The organism is Aeromicrobium choanae (assembly GCF_900167475.1).
GTDB lineage: Bacteria > Actinomycetota > Actinomycetes > Propionibacteriales > Nocardioidaceae > Aeromicrobium > Aeromicrobium choanae.
In genome coordinates this window covers 2,981,957-3,000,786 of sequence record NZ_LT796768.1, presented here as the reverse complement: position 1 = coordinate 3,000,786, position 18,830 = coordinate 2,981,957, and the positions used below count along the sequence as shown (strand labels likewise).

Sequence of the window (18,830 nt, the reverse complement as noted above, 5' to 3'; positions counted from 1 at the left end):
ACATTCCGCACCCCTGCGCCGTTGGAAGCGGTGACGAGAGGAGCGGAACATGACCATCTGGATGAAGCCCACGCTGACGGACGAGAAGATCGAGGCGATGGAGCCGTTGGAGGCGTTCCGCTACGCCGAGGAGCTCCTGGACTCCCGCTTCCCGCGTGAGGCCGCCCGCGTGCTGCGCCCCGTGGCCGAGCTCGAGCCGCGCAACGCCGCCGTGTGCGAGCTGATGGGTCGCGCCCACTTCGCCGCCGCCCACCTGGGCCCGGCCGAGGAGGCGTTCCGCACGCTCACCGAGCTCGAGCCGACCAGCGCCTGGGCCCAGAAGGCCCTCGGCCTGGCCCTCGACCGGCAGAGCCGTCACCGGGAGGGTGCGGTGCACCACCGGCTCGCCGCGGCCATGGGCGCCAGCGAGCGCGATGCCACGCGCGTCGAGCTGGTCGACCGCCCCGGCGCCTGACGTCGGACACGGCCCCGTCTGTTTGGATGGGGCCGTGTTCACCGTCGGAAGCACCCTGCCGGACGCCCCCGGAAGATCGGGCACCATCGAGACCCCCCACGGCTCGATCCGCACCCCGGCGTTCATCCCGGTGGGCACCAAGGCGACCGTGAAGGCCGTGCTCCCCGAGTCGATCTCCGACCTGGGCGGGCAGGCCGTGCTGGCCAACGCCTACCACCTGTACCTCCAGCCCGGCGCCGACATCGTGGAGGCCGCCGGCGGCCTCGGCGCCTTCATGAACTGGCACGGCCCGACCTTCACCGACTCCGGTGGCTTCCAGGTGCTGAGCCTGGGCGCCGGCTTCAAGAAGACCCTGGCGATGGACGCCGTGGGCGCCGAGGCCGACGACGTGATCGCCCCCGGCAAGGACCGCCTCGCCCACGTCGACGAGGACGGCGTCACGTTCAAGAGCCACCTCGACGGGTCGAAGCACCGGTTCACGCCCGAGGTGTCGATGGGCATCCAGCACCAGCTCGGCGCCGACATCATCTTCGCGTTCGACGAGCTGACCACGCTGATGAACAGCCGCGAGTACCAGGAGGACTCGCTGCGACGCACGCAGGCGTGGGCGCAGCGCTGCCTCGCGGAGATCGAGCGGCTGCGGGCGGCCCATCCCGAGCGCCCGCGGCAAGCTCTCTTCGGCGTGGTGCAGGGTGCCCAGCACGAGGACCTGCGACGTCAGGCCGCGCGCGGCCTGGCCGACCTGGCGTTCGACGGCTACGGGGTCGGCGGCGCCATCGAGAAGGAGAACCTCGGCGCGATCGTCCGCTGGGTCACCGACGAGCTGCCCGACGACCGTCCGCGCCACCTGCTGGGCATCGGCGAGCCCGAGGACCTGTTCGCCGGCGTCGAGGCGGGCTGCGACACATTCGACTGCGTCACGCCCACCCGGGTCGCCCGGTCGTCGCGGGTCTACAGCGCCACCGGCCGCTACAACCTCATGGTGGCGGCATCACGGCGCGACTTCGGCCCGATCGAGGAGGGCTGCGACTGCTACACCTGCGCCCACTACACGAAGGCCTACCTGCACCACCTGTTCAAGGCGAACGAGTACAACGCCGCGACCCTGTGCTCGATCCACAACGAGCGCTTCTTCGTACGTCTCGTCGACTCGATGCGCACGGCGATCGAGGCCGGCGACTTCGCGGCGCTCAGGACCGAGTGGCTGGGTCGCTACCTCGCGGGTCAGGCGGCCAGGTAGGTGGGCTCGCGCCGCTTGAGCCACGCGATGACCCGCACGGTGAGGGGCATCACGAGCAGCTCGACCCCGACCTTCAGCACCACGCCCATGACGAAGTAGTTCACGAAGGCGCCGAACGTGGAGACGCCGATGGCCGACGCTGCGATCGCGCAGAAGATCAGGGTGTCGGCCACCTCGCCCACGCCGGTGGAGCCGATGAGGCGGGCCACCAGCCGGCGCTCGGCGTTGCGCTGCTTCATCCGCACCAGCACCCACGAGTTGAGGAGCTGGCCGACGAGGTACCCCGCCAGGCTGGCCAGGACGATCTGCGCGACCGGGCCCAGCACCGCCTCGTACGCCGCCTGGTTCTCATACCAGGAGGCGCCGGGCATCAGCTGGACCACGAAGAAGGTGCCCGTGGCGAGTGCGGCGGCGGCGAAGCCGGTGAGGATCGCCCGGCGGGCGGCGCGCAGGCCGTAGACCTCCGAGATCACGTCGCCGAGCACGTAGGCCAGCGGGAACAGCACGACTCCCCCGTCGACCACCAGCGGCCACAGCTGCACCGGGCCGAGCATGACCACGCCCGAGCCGATCTCGACCGCCTTGCTGGCGACGATGTTCGACACGACGATCACGACGCAGAACAGGGCGAGCAGGATGTCGTAGTGCGACGAGCCGCGGGACGCGAACCGGACGACGTCGGGGCTCGGGGCAGGCGTGGTGGACACGACCGCCATCCTCCCACGGCGCGCCCCGTGCCCTCGCGTCGTGGGCACGGTGGGAGAATCGTCACATGAGCCTGCCGACCACCACCGACGTCCTCGTCGTCGGCGCCGGGCCTGCCGGCTCCTCCGCCGCGGCGTGGACCTCGCGGCTCGGCATGGACACGGTCCTGGCGGACGCCGCCACCTTCCCGCGCGACAAGACCTGCGGCGACGGACTGACCCCGCGCGCCATCGCCGAGCTCGACCGGCTCGACCTCGGCGACTGGGTCCGCGGCCACACCGTGAACCGCGGCCTGCGCGCCGCCGGCTTCGGCCAGGAGCTGCTGCTGCCGTGGCCCGGCGGCTCGCTGCCCGACCACGGCTCGGCCGTCCCGCGCACCGAGCTCGACGACCGCATCCGCCTCCGCGCGCTGGACGCGGGAGTGACCGGCGTCGACGGTGCCCGCGCGGTGGACGTCGAGCGGGCGGCCGACGGCTCGGTCACCGGCGTCGTCTTCGACACGGCGCAGGGTCGCCACACGATCGCGTGCCGGCGCCTCGTCGTCGCCGACGGCGTCCGCTCACCCCTCGGCCGGGTGCTCGGGCGAGAGTGGCACCGCGAGACCGCCTACGGCGTCGCCGGCCGCAGCTACGTGAAGTCCGGCCGCAGCGACGACCCGTGGATCTCCTCGCACCTCGAACTGCGTGGCGCCAATCTCAACGGTTCTGGGGGCGAGCTGCTGCCCGGCTACGGGTGGATCTTCCCGCTCGGCGACGGCCGCGTGAACCTCGGCGTGGGCGCGCTGGCCACCGCGAAGCGACCCGCGAAGATCCAGATCCGCCCGCTGATGGAGTACTACGCCACCCTGCGCCGCGAGGACTGGGACCTCGGCGCCGACCTCGACCTGCCCACCTCGGCCCTGCTGCCGATGGGCGGTGCCGTCTCGGGGGTGTCGGGGCCCAACTGGATCGTGATCGGTGACGCGGCGGGCTGCGTGAACCCGCTCAACGGCGAGGGCATCGACTACGGCCTCGAGACGGGTCGCATCGGCGCCGAGCTGCTGGCCACGGGCGACTCCCCCGAGGCGGCCTGGCCCGCGATGCTGACCGCCCACTACGGCCCCGCCTTCTCGATCGCGCGCCGCCTGGCCGGGCTGATCACCGTGCCCCACCTGCTGCCCGCGGCCGGCCCGATCGGGATGCGCTCGCACACCCTCATGACGATCGCGCTGCGCGTGATGGGCAACCTCGTCACCGACGAGGACCGCGACCTCACGGCCCGGGTCTGGCGGTGGGCGGGGCGCCGCTCCATCCGCCTCGACGAGCGCCCGCCGTTCTCCGCCTGACCCCTCCCTCCCGCTCCGAAAGTGGTGGGTGGCGGCCGGTAGCCTCGCAGGGTGCTGAGGATCTCGACCGTCAACGTCAATGGCATCCGCGCCGCGTGGCGCAAGGGGATGAAGGAGTGGCTCGAGAGCCGCGACGCCGACATCATCACGCTGCAGGAGGTCCGGGCACCCGACGCGATCGTGCACGAGATCCTCGAGGGCACCGGCTACCACGTGGTCCACACCGAGGCCGCCGCCAAGGGGCGCGCGGGCGTCGCGGTGATCAGCCGCCTCGAGCCCACCAGCCACCGCATCGGCAACGGCGACGCGTTCTTCGACGACACCGGCCGCTGGATCGAGTCCGACCTCACGCTCGCCGACGGCTCCGTCCTCACCGTGGTCAGCGTCTACGTGCACTCCGGCGAGGCCGGAACGCCGCGTCAGGAGGAGAAGTTCCGCTTCCTCGACCAGATGACCAAGCGCATGGCCGAGCTCGGCGGCATGGACGGGCACGCGCTGATCACGGGCGACCTCAACGTCGGCCACACCGAGCTCGACATCCGCAACTGGAAGGGCAACGTGAAGAAGGCCGGGTTCCTGCCCGAGGAGCGCGCCTACTTCGACCAGTTCTTCGGCGACCTCGGCTGGTACGACGTGCACCGCCACCTGGCGGGGCCCGTCGACGGCCCGTACACGTGGTGGTCGATGCGCGGCCAGGCCTTCGACAACGACACGGGCTGGCGGATCGACTACCAGATCGCGACGCCCGAGCTGGCGCAGTCCGCTCGCGTGGCCACGGTCGATCGCGCCGCCAGCTGGGGCGAGCGCTGGTCCGACCACGCACCGCTGACGATCGACTACGACCTCGGCTGACCGAAGTACATAACCCCGTGATATAACGAGGTTATGGAAACTTCACCCCTCGAGGTCGCTGCAGGGCTGCGCGAGCTCGCGAACGCGATCGTGCGACGCATGCCGCGCCGCGAGATCAGTCGTGCCGCGGCCGGCACCCTGCACGCCCTGGAAGCCGAAGGACCCCAGCGGATCACCGCGCTCGCCGAGCGCGAGGCCGTCTCGCAGCCGGCGATCACGAACCTCGTCCAGCGGCTCGAGGCGCAGGACCTGGTCTCGCGGTCGGCCGACCCGGCCGATGCGCGCGCGAGCCTGATCTCCATCACCGCGCACGGCTCGGCCGTGCTGCACGAGCGACGCGTCCTGCTGGACGAGCTGATCGGCTCGACCTTCGAGCGCCTCTCCCCCGACGACCGCGCCGCGATCGTCGCCGCCCTGCCCGCCCTCACCCACTTCACGGAGTCGCATGAGTCACGCTGACACCCCGCACCTGTTCCGCCAGCCGAAGGCGGTCTACGCCGTCGCCTTCGCGTGCGTCATCTCGTTCATGGGCATCGGCCTCGTCGACCCGATCCTGCCGGCCCTCGCCAGCGAGCTGGACGCCACGCCCAGCCAGGTGACCCTGCTGTTCACCAGCTACCTGGTCGTCACGGCCGTGATGATGCTGGTGACCGGCTGGGTCTCCAGCCGCATCGGCGCGAAGCGGACCCTCATCGTCGGGCTGGCCATCATCGTGGTCTTCGCCGCGCTGGCCGGCTCCGCCACGAGCATCGGCGGCATCGTCGCCTTCCGTGCCGGCTGGGGCCTGGGCAACGCCCTGTTCATCGCGACGAGCCTCGCGGCGATCGTCTCGAGCGCCCGCGGCGGCTTCGCCGGCGCCATCATCCTCTACGAGGCGGCCCTGGGCCTGGGCATCGCCGCTGGCCCCCTGCTCGGTGGTGTGCTCGGCGAGATCAGCTGGCGCGGCCCGTTCTACGGGGTCGCCGCCCTGATGTCGATCGCCCTGGTCGCCACGGCACTGCTGCTGCCGTCGGCGCCGCTGCCGGAGCATCCCACGTCGCTGACCGCTCCCCTGCGCGCCCTGCGCCACCGCGGGCTCTTCCTCATGAGCATGACCGCGCTGCTGTACAACTGGTCGTTCTTCACGATGCTCGGGTATGCCCCCTTCCCCATGGAGCTCGGCGCCCTGCAGCTCGGCTGGGTCTTCTTCGGCTGGGGCCTGCTCGTCGCGATCTTCTCGGTCATCGGCGCCCCGCGCCTGCAGGCCGCGTTCGGCACCGCCCGCTCCCTGTACGGCGCCCTGTTCGGCTTCGCGGTCGTGCTGGCCTGCATCGCGGTCTCCCCGGAGAACCGCACCGTGCTGGTCGTCGCCGTGATCACGTCGGGCATCTTCATCGGCATCAACAACACGCTCACCACGCAGGCCGTCATGGTCATCTCGCCGGTCGAGCGACCGGTCGCCTCCGCGGCCTACGGCTTCGTGCGGTTCATCGGCGGCGGACTCGCGCCCTTCGCGGCCGGCAAGCTGGTGGAGCACTTCAACCTGCACGTCCCGTTCGCGCTGGCCTCGATCACCGCACTGGCCGCGATCGGCGTGCTGACGCTGAACCACCGCGCCCTGGAGCGGGCCGACGCCGGCCTGGACGAGACGGGGAGCGAGGACCGCGACCCCGGGCGGATCGGGGACGAGATCGCCGACGAGTTCGGTGGCGCCCCGGGCGCGCTGGACGACCTCGAGGCCGCGACGCAGCGCCGCTGACCCCGCACACAGGTGCGGGGGACGCGCCGTCCCCCCGGATGCACGCCCCCCGCTCGGCCCCCGGCGTCGCCGCGGGCACCACCCCCTGCGAGGTGGTTCTTCCTGACTATACGGCGTAGTCAGTCCGACCGGTGTAGTGACCCGGCGCGTTCATCGGACATTCACCGCATCGCGTCGTCTCCGGAGCCTGCCACCGCCCGTCCGGGTGTCGTAGGGTGGTGGAAGTTGCACGACGTTGGACAGCAAAAGGATGCGGTTCCCTCCGGGGCGTGGTTCCTCTCGCGGTTGGATGTGCGTCGCGACCGTCGGGCGTGAAGAGCGCGTCCGACCATCGCCAGAAGGATCAAGAGGAGAAAGACCATGGCCACCGGTACCGTCAAGTGGTTCAACGCTGACAAGGGCTTCGGATTCATCGCCCCCGACGACGGCGGCGAGGACGTGTTCGCGCACTACTCGGCAATCCAGTCGGGCGGCTACCGCTCGCTGAACGAGAACCAGAAGGTCGAGTTCGACGTGGAGCAGGGCCAGAAGGGCCTCCAGGCCGCGAACATCCGGCCGCTCTGAGTCCACCCGGACCCGAACGCCAAGAACCCCACCACCGAGAGGTGGTGGGGTTCTTGCTGTCAGTGCCGGGAGGGAGCCGGACTCACAGGGCGGCGAACCGCCTCACCTGCTCGTGGTTCCGAAGTGGTCACGAGAGGTGACGAAGGACGATCCGGGCAGCCGCGCGGGTCGTAGACCCAGAGGCGCTGCATTCCCCATTGACGTCGGCGTGCCGAGTCGTCCCCCACCGATGACGATAACCACCGTGGGCCCGAAACGCCAGTGAAATCTCAGCCGGATATCGCAACACGCACGATCCGGTCGTCGGCGCGGCCGGGCCGGCCCCGGCCGTCGGTGTTGGAGGTGCCCAGCCACAGGGAGCCGTCGGGCGCGGCCGCCACGGCGCGCAGTCGCCCGAGCTCGCGGGTGAAGAACGCGCGCGGCTCCCCGGCGGAGGTGCCCTCGAGCGGGACCTGCCACAGCCGCTCCCCGCGCAGCGCCGCCACGAAGGCACGGTCACCGCTGATCGCCAGCCCGGCGGGCGACGCGTCCGCCGTCGGCCACGTGACCTTCGGGCGGACGAAGCGCTCGTCGTCGCTGTCCCCCTCCACCAGCGGCCAGCCGTAGTTGCCGCCCTTGACGATCCGGTTGAGCTCGTCCTGGCTGCGATCGCCGAACTCGCTGGCCCACAGGCGCCCGGACGCGTCCCACGCCAGCCCCTCGACGTTGCGGTGCCCGTACGACCACACCTCGTTGCCGAACGGGTTCCCGTCGACCGGGCGGCCCTGGGTGTCGATGCGCAGGATCTTGCCGTTCAGCGAGGAGCGGTCCTGCGGGGTGGCGGTGTTCGCCGCGTCGCCGACCGCGACGAAGAGCCGGCCGCGGCGGTCGAACGTCAGCGCCCCGCCCTGGTGGTTGAACGCCTTCGCGAGGCCGGTGAGGATCGGCTCGGCGCCGCCGATGCGGTCGCCGTCGAACTCGAGGCGCACCACGCGGTTGTCGTCGGGTCCCGTGAGGTAGGCGTAGAGCGCCGACTCGTCGGGCGCCACGGCCAGCCCCTGCAGGCCGCCCTCGCCGCCGGGGGCCACGCCGGGGACGTCGCCCACCTTGGACACGTCACCGTCGGCGGTGACCCGCACGATCGAGGCGTCGTCGCGCTGGGTCACCAGGGCCGATCCGTCGGCGAGGAACACGATCGCCCACGGGACGTTGAGGCCCGACGCGATCGTGCCGTCGATCCGCGGGTCGATCGGCGTCGGCGCCGGAGGGGTGCTCGCGGTGGTGGGCGGCGGCTCGGACGCCGTGGTCGTCGCGGTCGAGGCGCTGGGACGGAGCTTCGGGTCGTCGCCGCTGCAGCCGGCCAGCCAGGCGGCGCCCAGGGCCGCTCCCCCGACGATGACGCTCCGGCGATCCATGACCCGATCATGCCGCAAGCAGCGGACCTGCCCAACCAACGGAATGTCACAGTGGAGATGGACGTTGAAGAAGCAGTACCCGACGAAAGGCCATCATGACCACGATCAACCTGACTGCCGACACGTTCCAGGACACCGTCACCGGTGAGGGCATCACCCTGGTGGACTGGTGGGCCGGCTGGTGCGGGCCGTGCATGCAGTTCGCCCCGGTCTACGAGGCCGCCAGTGAGCGCCACCCCGACATCACGTTCGCCAAGATCGACACCGAGGCCGAGCAGGAGCTCTCCGCCGCGGTCCAGATCACCTCGATCCCCACGCTGATGGCGTTCCGCGACGGCGTGCTGCTGTACGCCCAGCCCGGCGCGCTGCCGGCCGAGGCCCTCGACCAGATCATCGGTCAGGTCCGCGACCTCGACATGGAGCAGGTCCGCCGCGAGATCGACGCCCAGGAGGCCCAGGCCCAGGCGCCCGAGGTTCCGGAGGCCTCGCAGAACTGAGACACTCGGGGCCATGAGTCGTGTGACGTGCCCGGTGGTGTCTGAGCGGATCATGACCGCCGAGGAGGCGGTCCGGTTCATCCGTCCCGGCGACAACGTCGGGATGAGCGGGTTCACCGGCGCGGGCTATCCCAAGGCCGTGCCTCCTGCTCTCGCCGCCCGCGCCCGCGCCGCGCACGACGCCGGCGAGGACTTCCGGATCGGCCTGTGGACCGGTGCCTCCACCGCTCCACAGGCCGACGGCGTCCTGGCCGAGGCGCACGCCATCTCCAAGCGGCTGCCCTACAACTCCGACCCGCTGCTGCGGCGCCAGATCAACGCCGGCGAGGTCGACTACGTCGACGCCCACCTGAGCCACTCGGCCCAGCAGATGTGGTTCGGCTTCTACGGCCCGCTCGACGTCGCCGTCATCGAGGTGACCGCGATCCTGCCCGACGGCCTCCTCGTCCCGGGCAGCTCGGTGGGCAACAACAAGACCTGGCTCGACCAGGCCGACAAGGTGATCCTCGAGGTCAACCACTGGCAGCCCCGCGAGCTCGAGGGCTTCCACGACATCTACGGCGGCACCGCGCTGCCGCCCCACCGCCGCCCGCTCACGCTCACCGAGCCGATGCAGCGGATCGGCGAGCCGTACCTGAAGGTCGACCCGGCGAAGGTCGTCGCCGTGGTCGAGACCCGTGAGCCCGACGCCGGCGCCGCGTTCTCCGCGCCCGACGACGTCTCGCGCGCGATCGCCGGCCACGCCCTGGAGTTCCTGCGCGGCGAGGTGGGCGCCGGCCGGATGCCTCCCGAGCTGCTGCCGTTGCAGTCGGGCGTGGGCAACGTCGCGAACGCGGTGCTGCAAGGGCTCGACGACAGCGAGTTCACGAACCTCGTGGCGTACACCGAGGTGCTGCAGGACGGCATGCTCACGCTGCTCGACTCGGGCACCCTGCGGGCGGCGTCGACGGCCTCGTTCGGCCTGTCCCGCGAGGGGATGGAGCGGTTCCACGCCGGGATCGACGGCTACAAGGGCCGGATCCTCATGCGCAGCGAGGAGATCTCCAACCACCCGGAGGTCATCCGACGGCTCGGCGTGATCGCCATGAACGGCATGATCGAGGCCGACATCTACGGCAACGTGAACTCCACCCACGTCATGGGCAGCGCGGTCATGAACGGCATCGGCGGCAGCGGCGACTTCGCGCGCAACGCCTACCTGAACTTCTTCCTCACGCCCTCGACGGCCAAGGGCGGTGCGATCTCCACGATCGTGCCCATGGTCAGCCACGTCGACCACACCGAGCACGACGTGCACGTCATCGTCACCGAGCACGGGCTCGCCGACCTGCGCGGCCTGTCACCGCGGGCCCGCGCCGAGCGGATCATCGCCCACTGCGCCCACCCGGACTTCCGTCCGCAGCTGCGCGACTACCTCGAGCGCGCCCTCGCGGCACGGCCCGACGCCCGGCACACCCCGCACCTGCTCGGCGAAGCCCTCTCGTGGCACCAGCGCTACCTGGACACGGGCCGGATGTGACCCGCCCCCTCTCCACTTTTGGAACGCGATGCACCTCCATCCAGCGATCCGGCGTTGATCCCGTTCCAAAAGTGGGTCGGGTGGCTGGGTGGATCGGCCTGCTGATCGGTGCGCTGTCACTCGGCGCCTGCACGTCCCCCTCTCCCGGAAGGACCGACTTGTCCGAGGCATCCCTGCCCACCGTCTCCGCGTCGCCGAGCCCGAGTCCCGCTCCCCCGCCCGACTTCGGTGAGCTCGACCGACTGGTCGACTCCAGCGCCTCCACGTGCACGCTCGTGCTGCGTGGCGACGAGGTCGTCCACGAGCACCCCGCCGGCTCGCGGCACGCGACGCGGCGCGTCTACTCGATCACGAAGTCCGTGGTGGGCGTGCTCCTCGCGGTCGCCGCGGCCGACGGCGCACTCGAGCTCGACGACCCGGTCGCCCGCCTCGTGCCCGAGTGGCCCGACGAGTCGCGCGACGTCACGGTGCGGCACCTCATGTCGATGACCTCGGGACGCGAGTGGTCCGAGGCGCTCGACCGGGCGATGATCGGCGCGAGCGATCAGACCGCCGCCGCCCTGGCCGTGGGCCAGCAGGACCCGCCGGGCACCGCATGGCGCTACGACAACCTCGCCAGTCAGGTGCTGTCGGCCGTGCTGGAGTCGGCCGTCGGCGACGCGGAGGCGTTCGCGCGCGATCGGCTGTTCGAGCCCCTGGGACTGGCCGACACCAGCTGGAACCGCGACGGCGCGGGCCGGCTGACGACCTACGCCGGGATCGTCTCGTCGTGCGCCGACCTGGCCCGGCTCGGCGTGATGATGCGTGACGGCGGGGAGTTCGAGGGGCGCCGCATCCTGTCGGCCGAGGCGGTGTCCATGCTGGTCACGACCTCGGCCGAGGGCAACGCCGCCTACGGCCTGCTGTGGTGGAACAACGCCGAGGGCCGCGTCGTCGAGGTGCGGCGGGCGGCCGGCTTCGACGTCGACCGCGAGCCGTTCCGGGGCCGGCTGGCACCCTCGGTGCCCACCGACGCCTTCTGGGCGCTCGGGTGGGGCAACCAGCTGCTCGCGGTGGTGCCGTCGCAGGACGTGGTCGCGGTACGCCTCGGGCCGAAGCCCGCGGGACCCGACGACCTCACGTTCGACGGCTTCACCGCCGCCGTGCTCGCCGGCTGGGACGTCACGCAGCCGTGATGAACGAGCGCATGCCAACCGAGCCCATGTCGATCTCGGTGTTGAAGAAGCCGATCTCCTCGTCGGGCTCGAGCAGGCCCAGCGCCGCCACCATCGGGCGGTAGTGGTCGTCGGTCGGCACGGCGATCCGTGCGGCCGACCATGTGCGGTACGGGTCCACGAGCTTGGCCACGTCGCGCGTCGCCAGCGCGTCGGCGGTCTGGGCGTCGAACTCCTGCGCCCAGTCCCACGCCGGGCCGCCGCCCCAGCGGACGCGGTTCAGCGCGTGCACGATGTTGCCGCTGCCGATGAAGACGACCCCGCGGCGGCGCAGGTCGCGCAGGCGGCCGAACAACTCGTACAGCCGCGGCAGGGGCATCGAGTAGTCGATGCTGATCTGCAGCACCGGCACCTGCGGAGCGGGCGCGAGGAACTTCAGCACGCTCCAGGTGCCGTGGTCGAGGCCCCACTGGCTGTCGAGGCGCGCCTCGTACTCGACCAGGTGCTCGGCCAGGATGCGGGCGACCCGCTCGTCCCCGTGGGTCTCGTACTGCACCCGGTAGAGCTCGTCGGGGAAGCCGCCGAAGTCGTAGATGATCGGGTTGCGGGGAGCGTCGGTGATGTGCGTTCCGCCGGGAGTGAGCCAGTGCGCGCTGATCACGACGATGGCCTGCGCGGAGGGCAGTCCGGCGCCCACGCGCTCCCACTCGCGGGTGAAGGAGTTGTCGGCGAGGGCGTTCATCGGGTTGCCGTGGCCGACGAACAGCACCGGCATGCGCGGGCTGGGCACGAGGCGGTTCGTGAGGTCGGAGAGCGCGTGCGTGGGGACCGTCTCGGGACGCAGGTTCATCGTCGACTCCTGTTAGTTGATGATTCAACTATACCACATGGATCGTCATTTGAAGGGGTGCGCGAGAATGGAGGGATGGCCACGCCGACCGAGTTGCAGATCGCACTGCGGCACCCGGTCAGGTTCGTCCAGGACCCCGACGACCCGACGCGTTCGACCTTCGTCTTCGACACGCCCCGAGGCCCCGTGGAGGCCACCGCCAACGAGGCCGTCGGCCCCCTGAGTGGCGGGATCCGAGCCCTCACCGCCGACCCGAGCGTGCGTGCCTGGGCCACGCCCTCGATCATCGCCCTGCGCCTCATGGCCACCGGCACGCTCGCCTCCCCCGGATCCTCCGAGATGCAGCAGATGCTCGACGCGGGCCGCGCCGTCGGCCCCACGCCCGCCGAGGGGCAGGCGTCGATCCGCGCGTTCCTGGCGGCCCTCGTCGCCGGCGCGCCTGCCGTGGCCACCACGCCCCAGCGGCGGCGCGAGACCGAGCAGCCGCGGCCCACGATCGAGCGGCCGACCAGCTTCTCCTACCGGCTCGACGTCACGCTCTCCGAGCAGGCCGACGCGATGGCCGACCTCGAGCTCCACGTCCGCCCGCAGGCGATGAACCGCGCCTCGGTCCCCGCCCCGACCGTGCTGACCCGCGACGACCACCACCTCGGTCCCGCGGCGCGACCGGCGCTCGTCGCGATGCTCGAGCGCCTCGCCGTCAGCTGGCCGCCCGCCGCGCAGCTCGCCCGCGAGGGCCGGGTCCGGGTGACTCCCGAAGAACTGGGTGAGCTCGGCCAGGGCCGTCCCCAGGTGGCCGCGCTGGCGAACCGCATCGAGATCGACTGGCCCGAGGGCCTGCGCCACGACGTGCGCGCCACCGGCGTCGTCAGCCGCGTCGACCGCGAGGAGCCGCGCCTCGAGCGCGACCACGACCGGCCCCGGGCCTTCACCTCCGACCAGCTGTTCCGCTTCGACTGGAGCGTGTCGGTCGGTGGCGAGCACCTCAGCCGCGCCGAGGTCGAGCAGCTCGCGGAGTCGCAGTCCGGCATGCTGCACCTGCGCGACCGCTGGGTCATGGTCGACCAGCAGCAGGTGGCCCGCGTGCTGGCCGGGCACGGCCGCACCCTCGATCCCGGCGAGGCCCTGCGCGCCGCGGTCACCGGCAGCCTCGAGATCGACGGCCTCGAGACCGAGGTCGACACCGTGGGCTGGCTCGAGGACGTCCGGCGCCGGCTGGCCGAGCAGGACGTGGACATCACCCCGGCCGCCCAGCCCGACTCGCTCGACGGCCAGCTGCGCGAGTACCAGCTGCGCGGCCTGCGCTGGATGAGCCAGCTGGTCGACCTCGGGCTGGGCGGGATCCTGGCCGACGACATGGGCCTGGGCAAGACGCTCATGCTGATCGCGCTGCACCTGCACCTGGACTCCCCCGAGCCCACCCTCGTCGTCTGCCCCGCCTCCGTCCTGGCCACGTGGGAGCGCGAGATCGCCCGCTTCGCACCGGGCGTGCCCGTCTACCGCTACCACGGCCCGCGCCGCAGCCTCGCCGACGCCAAGTCCGGCTTCGTCGTGACGACCTACGCGACGATGCGCTCCAGCGTCGAGGAGCTGCGCCGCCACCGGTGGAACCTCGTGGTCGCCGACGAGGCCCAGCACGTGAAGAACCCCGGCAGCGGCGCCGCGCAGGCGCTGCGCCGGATCGACTCCGAGGCCCGCATGGCACTGACGGGCACCCCCGTGGAGAACCACCTCGGCGAGCTGTGGGCGCTGCTCGACTGGACCACGCCGGGTCTGCTCGGCACGCGCGAGCAGTTCCGGCGCGAGTGGTCGCGACAGATCGAGCGCGATCACGACACCGAGCGCGCGGCCGGGCTCTCGCAGCTCATCCGCCCCTTCGTGCTGCGCCGCCGCAAGACCGATCCCGGCATCGCGCCGGAGCTGCCGCCGAAGATCGAGACCGACCACCGCGTGCCGCTGTCCCGCGAGCAGGTCGGCCTCTACGAGGCGGTCGTCCAGCGCACGATGTCGGAGATCGCCGACTCCACCGGCATCCGCCGTCGCGGCCTGGTCGTGAAGCTGCTGACGCAGCTCAAGCAGATCTGCAACCACCCGGCGCAGTTCCTGCACGAGCCGGAGGCGCGCCTGACCGGCCGCTCGGGCAAGCTCGAGACGTTCGACGAGCTGGTCGAGGAGATCGTCGACGAGGGCGGCGCCGCGCTCGTGTTCACGCAGTACGCGCAGATGGGGCGCCTGCTCGCCCGCCGGCTGGGCGAGCGCAAGGTCCGGCACGACTTCCTGCACGGCGGCACGCCCGTGTCACGCCGCGAGCAGATGGTGAACGCGTTCCAGGAAGGCGAGACCGACGTCTTCGTCCTGTCGCTGAAGGCCGCGGGCACCGGCCTGAACCTGACCCGGGCCGACCACGTGGTCCACTACGACCGCTGGTGGAACCCCGCCGTCGAGGACCAGGCCACCGACCGGGCGCACCGCATCGGCCAGACGAAGAACGTGCAGGTGCACCGCCTCGTGGCCGAGGGCACGATCGAGGAGTCGATCGCCGAGCTGATCAGCGCCAAGCGCGCCCTGGCCGACGCCGTCGTCAATGCCGGCGAGGCCGCCCTGACCGAGCTCACGGACGCCGAGCTCGAGGTCCTGGTGCAGCTGCGCCACTGAGCGCGATCTCGATACGCGGCTCGCTGCGCTCGCCAGCTACTCGATCACCGGGTTCCGACTCGGCGATCGAGTGCCGGCGAGCGCAGCGAGACGGTGTATCGAGATCAGGCGATCAGGCGGTGCCGCCGAGGCGGCGCGATCCGACGGGACGGCGCTGCGCGATGGTGAGCACCATCGACAGGTCGAGCTCGAACTCGTTCAGGACGCGCGCCATGCCGCCGTGCTCCCCCAGCCCCGAGGGGTCGACGGTGAGCAGGTGCAGCATCGACGGGCCTCCGGGCTCGCGCACGCGCAGCTGGGTACCGGGGCGCAGGCCCATGCTGGCGGGGAAGACGATGGCGATGTCGGAGGCGCCGAGCTCCCGACCGGCCGCGATGAGGCCGATGGACAGCAGGTCGGCGAGGTCCTCGGTGTACTCCTGCGCACACACGGAGACGGCCACGAGCTCGGAGTCGGACTCGACCACCGTGTCCACCGCACCCTCCGCGGCGTTCACGTCGTTGAGCCGCCGGCCCCGCGAGCCGCGGTACGCGGTGAAGCCGGCCCCCTTGGCGGCCCGCTCGGCGACCTCCTGGACGAAGTCGCCGAACAGCTTCTCGGTGCTCCAGAGGAAGGCGCGGGTGGGACCGTCGGCACGGCCACTGGTGCCGTTCTGCGGACCCATCGAGAGCACGCGCGCAACGTCGAGCGCGTCGCTGAGGAAGCCGAACTGCGGCGTCAGCTGGAGCCCGTCCATGACCGACGGCGGGGGCAGGTCGCGCGAGGCCTCGGGGAAGAGGTCGGCGTACGCCCGCAGCTCGGACTCGAGCCACGGCTGCTGCACGGCACCGGCCAGCTCACCGCACGCCCACTTGAGGGAGGAGGTGACCGGGCCGTCGGACACGAACTCGGAGAAGCGGCAGTCGACGCTGTAGGGATCGACGACCCGGCGCCACATCCGGCCCGCGTCGACCTGACCGCGGATCGAGGGCGTGACGGCGGTGCGCTCGACGTAGGTGCGTGGCACTCCCTCGGAGGACGCGCGGCCCATGGCGCCGGCCACGATCATGCCGAGGAGGTCGGACAGGCCCGCGTGGCGCGAACCGCGATCGACTCGGGGCACCCACTCGAGGTGGTGGACCGTGGTCAGCATCGTCAGCATCGAGACGCGCCAGCCCGGGTCGTGACGCAGGACGTGGGGCATGATCTCGATCGTCGAGTCGCCGAGGGCGACGAAGCCCGCCACGCCACGGACCTGGATCGTGCCGGCCGCGTCGTCGATGACGAACGGCTCCTCGGTCAGGTTGAGGCGCGTGGCCAGCTCGGTCGATCGGAGCCGCAGCTCGTCGAGGTCGGCGGCGGTGCCCGTGAACGGCTGGGCGGGTCCGCCCTCGAGCAGGGTCTGTCCGGTCATCATCATCATCCACGCACCAGGAAGTCGAGAGCGATCGCGGTGTCCTCGTGGGACTGGCCCATCAAGGAGTCGACGGCCAGGGCACGGCCCGTCAGCGTCCGCGTACGGAAGGGGTAGTTCGGCGGAGCATTGCGCGAGTTCACGCGCAACAGGTCGGCCAGCTGGTCCGGGCGCGCGCCGAAGCGGTCCCGGATCTGCGGCCAGATGTCGTGGTCCCACACGCGCTGGAGGTCCTCCCACGTCGCGATGTTCCACAAGTAGAGGTGGCCGAGCTCGTAGTCCTGCCCGAGGCGCTCGGTGATCTCGTCGTTCAGGTAGCCCAGCAGCGCCACGGCCGCCGCCTGGGGCGTCCAGTGCCCGGCATCGATGTCGGGGGCGGTGGCGATCTCGATGCTGACCCCCAGGTGCTGGGCCAGGAAGTCGAGGTCGGCGTAGGCGTCGATGCGCTCGAAGCGCCGGCCGATCGCCGAGTCCAGCGGGGCGACCGCGCGGTCCACCGAGTTCATCGTGGCGAGGATGTTCACGTCGTACGGGAACGTCCACGGCTGGGGCAGCATGTAGGAGTCGCCCGAGATCATCCAGATCGGCTCGGTCACGGGGTCGCCGGTGGGGCTGCGCTGCACCTTCGGCAGGTTCACCGGGATCGCCGAGCGGGAGTCGCCGTCGCGACCGCGCCGGTAGGACGTGTCCATGAAGGTCATGAAGTCGCCGAGGATCTTCGGGACGTTGCCGCGGTTGATCTCGTCGATCACCAGCAGCGCCGAGCCGCGGCCCTGGCGGTCGAGGCGGATCGCGAGGTCGAGCAGGCGGCCCGCGAACGGGGCGAGGCGGATGCCCTCGCCGGTGGGGCGCAGGCCGACGACGAAGTCCTCGTAGCCGTAGTCCTGGTGGAAGGTGACCCAGTCGGTGATGACGGGGGGCGCGATCGGCGAGGCCTCGAACCCCGACGTGAACGGCTGGTCGATGCGGTGCGGGTCGATCTCGACGGCCTCGCCGCCGGTCCACGCGTCGTCGAGGATCTGGCGGACCTGGGCCACGGCGTGGGTCTTGCCGGTGGCGGGCGGGCCGTAGACGAGCACGCTCTTGCGGTCGCGGAAGGCGTCGAGGATCTTGCGCGCGAGCGGGGTCAGCGTCTGCACCGATCCGCTGCCGACGGTGATGACGCCCGACTCCGAGCCGGTGAACAGGGGCTGGCAGGAGGCCGGCCAGCCGGCCGGCAGGGAGGCTCCGGTGGTGTGCCCGGCGAAGTACTGGCCCGACTGGGTGCGCGCGACGTACACGTGCAGCCCGCCGAGCTCGGCCAGGACCGCCTTGGCATCCTCGACCGAGGTGGGGATGCGCAGGTCCGGCCAGCCGTGGAGGGGCAGCCAGGCGGGGTGGCGCTCGTGGCGCTCGTCGTTGCGGTTCTGGGCGTGGAGCTCGTACACGCCGTGCCTGCGGTGGGCTTTGAAGACGAGGGGGGCCGACACGTCGGGATCGCCCACGACGCGCGGGACGATGCGCACGTCCTGCCACGCCTCCGGCGAGATGTTGCGGTCCAGGCCGACGAACTCCATGAGGTCCGGGATCTGGCGGATCTCCAGAGTCGTCCTGCCGCGGAGGCCTCGCGAGGACTTCTCCATCGTGAAGTAGTCCTCGGCGCCGATCTCGCGCCACCAGATGCGCTCCACCTTCATGCGTCCCGCCCTCCCTTCGTCCGCCGCTCACGGCTCAGCTCCCGCCGTGTGACCGTGAGACGCCGCTTCACGCGCCTCATGACGCAACTCTCGTCACATTTCTTCCATGGGTCACGTCGGGGTGTCCTGCGTACGATGCGAGTGTGGGCTGGTTCACACGCGGTCGGCACCGCGAGCGCTACGTCGCGCTCGCCGTCCCCACCCTCGACGGAAGCACCTGGCCGGCCGCCGACCCCGCCGCCCGGAACGGGTTCGGCGCCGCGACGACGCACCGGCTGGGACTCGACGCGGCCTTCACTCCCGAGGCCCACGAGGTCGCGGACCTGCTGACGGCTCGCCTGCTGCCGCTGCTGGCGCTGGACGCCTCCCCCGAGGACCTGCCGCACACCGTCGACCTGCTGCGCAGTGCCGCCCAGACCGGAGCCGGGCTGGGACTGGTGGACGCCCGCGATCAGTCGCTCGGACCCGATCGCATGGGCGCCCACGTCGCCGGCGCCCTGGGAGAAGCCGAGCGCGAGCTGCCCCCGATGCCCTCCACCCTGCGGCACCAGGCGCGCTTCCTCCTGCACGCCGGCCACCACGTGGCCCGTCTCGGTCCGGAGGCCCTCCCCCGTCTCGAGGCGCAGCTCGCGGGTCCCGTCGACGCCGACTGATCGCCGCCGAGCCCCGCTCGACGCATGAGCGACGACCGTTCGTCGCAGGATCCGGACGCTCGTCGCATGCGCGCCGCGCCCTGATCGCCGCCCACCCACGCCACCCCTAGCGTCGGATGTGACCGCGATCACTGTGACGTCGGTCACGATGTCCCATCACCG

17 protein-coding genes are annotated in these 18,830 nt (G+C 71.6%); 12 read left to right on the top strand and 5 right to left on the bottom strand.

The annotated features are described in order from the left end of the window. Positions 1-49 precede the first annotated feature (49 nt). Positions 50-454 carry a hypothetical protein gene (locus tag B5D60_RS14480; RefSeq protein ID WP_078700812.1) on the top strand — a complete coding sequence of 135 codons (405 nt, stop codon included), beginning with the start codon at positions 50-52 and terminating at the stop codon, positions 452-454. Between the two features lie 34 nt (positions 455-488). Further along, positions 489-1,694, top strand: a complete 1,206-nt coding sequence (tgt, locus tag B5D60_RS14475) for a tRNA guanosine(34) transglycosylase Tgt (protein ID WP_231948888.1) — start codon at positions 489-491, stop codon at positions 1,692-1,694. On the opposite strand, the gene B5D60_RS14470 is transcribed toward tgt, so the two are convergent. Next, complete coding sequence (locus B5D60_RS14470; protein WP_407922760.1) at positions 1,679-2,401, bottom strand: queuosine precursor transporter; 723 nt, start codon at positions 2,399-2,401, stop codon at positions 1,679-1,681. The genes tgt and B5D60_RS14470 overlap by 16 nt on opposite strands. A gap of 65 nt (positions 2,402-2,466) precedes the next feature. Here B5D60_RS14470 and B5D60_RS14465 point away from each other — a divergent pair, with 65 nt between their 5' ends. The 5 genes from B5D60_RS14465 to cspE all read left to right on the top strand — a co-directional run bounded on the left by B5D60_RS14465 (position 2,467) and on the right by cspE (position 6,877). Next, positions 2,467-3,723: a geranylgeranyl reductase family protein gene (locus tag B5D60_RS14465; RefSeq protein ID WP_078700809.1), complete on the top strand. Its 1,257-nt coding sequence runs from the start codon at positions 2,467-2,469 to the stop codon at positions 3,721-3,723. A 51-nt stretch (positions 3,724-3,774) separates the two neighbouring features. Then, a complete protein-coding gene (locus B5D60_RS14460) occupies positions 3,775-4,575 on the top strand; it encodes an exodeoxyribonuclease III (RefSeq protein ID WP_078700808.1) in 801 nt (266 codons plus the stop codon). Between the two features lie 33 nt (positions 4,576-4,608). Further along, positions 4,609-5,034: a MarR family winged helix-turn-helix transcriptional regulator gene (locus tag B5D60_RS14455; protein WP_078700807.1), complete on the top strand. Its 426-nt coding sequence runs from the start codon at positions 4,609-4,611 to the stop codon at positions 5,032-5,034. Then, on the top strand, positions 5,021-6,313 hold the full coding sequence (locus B5D60_RS14450) for an MFS transporter (protein ID WP_078700806.1): 1,293 nt from the start codon (positions 5,021-5,023) through the stop codon (positions 6,311-6,313). Before B5D60_RS14455 ends, B5D60_RS14450 begins: the two co-directional genes overlap by 14 nt. 360 nt (positions 6,314-6,673) lie before the next feature. Then, complete coding sequence (gene cspE / locus B5D60_RS14445) at positions 6,674-6,877, top strand: transcription antiterminator/RNA stability regulator CspE (protein ID WP_078700805.1); 204 nt, start codon at positions 6,674-6,676, stop codon at positions 6,875-6,877. Between the two features lie 269 nt (positions 6,878-7,146). Here the strand turns inward: cspE and B5D60_RS14440 are convergent, their stop codons facing one another. Then, positions 7,147-8,271: a PQQ-dependent sugar dehydrogenase gene (locus B5D60_RS14440; protein ID WP_078700804.1), complete on the bottom strand. Its 1,125-nt coding sequence runs from the start codon at positions 8,269-8,271 to the stop codon at positions 7,147-7,149. A 95-nt stretch (positions 8,272-8,366) separates the two neighbouring features. On the opposite strand from B5D60_RS14440, the gene B5D60_RS14435 reads away from it, so the two are divergent. The 3 genes from B5D60_RS14435 to B5D60_RS14425 all read left to right on the top strand — a co-directional run bounded on the left by B5D60_RS14435 (position 8,367) and on the right by B5D60_RS14425 (position 11,462). Beyond that, positions 8,367-8,768, top strand: coding sequence for a thioredoxin family protein (locus B5D60_RS14435; RefSeq protein ID WP_078700803.1), 402 nt, complete (start codon positions 8,367-8,369; stop codon positions 8,766-8,768). Positions 8,769-8,781: 13 nt separating this feature from the next. Next, a complete protein-coding gene (locus tag B5D60_RS14430) occupies positions 8,782-10,287 on the top strand; it encodes an acetyl-CoA hydrolase/transferase family protein (RefSeq protein ID WP_078700802.1) in 1,506 nt (501 codons plus the stop codon). Between the two features lie 158 nt (positions 10,288-10,445). Then, complete coding sequence (locus B5D60_RS14425) at positions 10,446-11,462, top strand: serine hydrolase domain-containing protein (protein ID WP_172806378.1); 1,017 nt, start codon at positions 10,446-10,448, stop codon at positions 11,460-11,462. Here B5D60_RS14425 and B5D60_RS14420 read toward each other — a convergent pair. Beyond that, on the bottom strand, positions 11,449-12,291 hold the full coding sequence (locus tag B5D60_RS14420) for a dioxygenase family protein (protein WP_078700800.1): 843 nt from the start codon (positions 12,289-12,291) through the stop codon (positions 11,449-11,451). The genes B5D60_RS14425 and B5D60_RS14420 overlap by 14 nt on opposite strands. Positions 12,292-12,366: 75 nt before the next feature. Here B5D60_RS14420 and B5D60_RS14415 point away from each other — a divergent pair, with 75 nt between their 5' ends. Beyond that, positions 12,367-14,946, top strand: a complete 2,580-nt coding sequence (locus tag B5D60_RS14415; protein WP_078700799.1) for a DEAD/DEAH box helicase — start codon at positions 12,367-12,369, stop codon at positions 14,944-14,946. Between the two features lie 112 nt (positions 14,947-15,058). On the opposite strand, the gene B5D60_RS14410 is transcribed toward B5D60_RS14415, so the two are convergent. Both B5D60_RS14410 and B5D60_RS14405 read right to left on the bottom strand, forming a co-directional pair. After that, positions 15,059-16,339, bottom strand: a complete 1,281-nt coding sequence (locus B5D60_RS14410) for a 5-methylcytosine restriction system specificity protein McrC (protein ID WP_172806377.1) — start codon at positions 16,337-16,339, stop codon at positions 15,059-15,061. Positions 16,340-16,344: 5 nt separating this feature from the next. Then, positions 16,345-18,015: an AAA family ATPase gene (locus tag B5D60_RS14405; RefSeq protein ID WP_078700797.1), complete on the bottom strand. Its 1,671-nt coding sequence runs from the start codon at positions 18,013-18,015 to the stop codon at positions 16,345-16,347. Positions 18,016-18,158: 143 nt separating this feature from the next. Between B5D60_RS14405 and B5D60_RS14400 the strand changes: the two genes are divergently transcribed. Further along, positions 18,159-18,668, top strand: coding sequence for a hypothetical protein (locus tag B5D60_RS14400; protein ID WP_078700796.1), 510 nt, complete (start codon positions 18,159-18,161; stop codon positions 18,666-18,668). The last annotated feature ends 162 nt before the right edge of the window (positions 18,669-18,830 follow it).

What these genes read in the sequence shown, in the direction of transcription:
- B5D60_RS14480 (WP_078700812.1), top strand. Translation starts at nt 50, where the DNA reads ATGACCATCTGGATGAAGCCCACGCTGACGGACGAGAAGATCGAGGCG.
- B5D60_RS14465 (WP_078700809.1), top strand. Translation starts at nt 2,467, where the DNA reads ATGAGCCTGCCGACCACCACCGACGTCCTCGTCGTCGGCGCCGGGCCT.
- B5D60_RS14455 (WP_078700807.1), top strand. Translation starts at nt 4,609, where the DNA reads ATGGAAACTTCACCCCTCGAGGTCGCTGCAGGGCTGCGCGAGCTCGCG.
- B5D60_RS14450 (WP_078700806.1), top strand. Translation starts at nt 5,021, where the DNA reads ATGAGTCACGCTGACACCCCGCACCTGTTCCGCCAGCCGAAGGCGGTC.
- cspE (WP_078700805.1), top strand. Translation starts at nt 6,674, where the DNA reads ATGGCCACCGGTACCGTCAAGTGGTTCAACGCTGACAAGGGCTTCGGA.
- B5D60_RS14440 (WP_078700804.1), bottom strand. Translation starts at nt 8,271, where the DNA reads ATGGATCGCCGGAGCGTCATCGTCGGGGGAGCGGCCCTGGGCGCCGCC.
- B5D60_RS14435 (WP_078700803.1), top strand. Translation starts at nt 8,367, where the DNA reads ATGACCACGATCAACCTGACTGCCGACACGTTCCAGGACACCGTCACC.
- B5D60_RS14430 (WP_078700802.1), top strand. Translation starts at nt 8,782, where the DNA reads ATGAGTCGTGTGACGTGCCCGGTGGTGTCTGAGCGGATCATGACCGCC.
- B5D60_RS14420 (WP_078700800.1), bottom strand. Translation starts at nt 12,291, where the DNA reads ATGAACCTGCGTCCCGAGACGGTCCCCACGCACGCGCTCTCCGACCTC.
- B5D60_RS14415 (WP_078700799.1), top strand. Translation starts at nt 12,367, where the DNA reads ATGGCCACGCCGACCGAGTTGCAGATCGCACTGCGGCACCCGGTCAGG.
- B5D60_RS14410 (WP_172806377.1), bottom strand. Translation starts at nt 16,339, where the DNA reads ATGACCGGACAGACCCTGCTCGAGGGCGGACCCGCCCAGCCGTTCACG.
- B5D60_RS14405 (WP_078700797.1), bottom strand. Translation starts at nt 18,015, where the DNA reads ATGAAGGTGGAGCGCATCTGGTGGCGCGAGATCGGCGCCGAGGACTAC.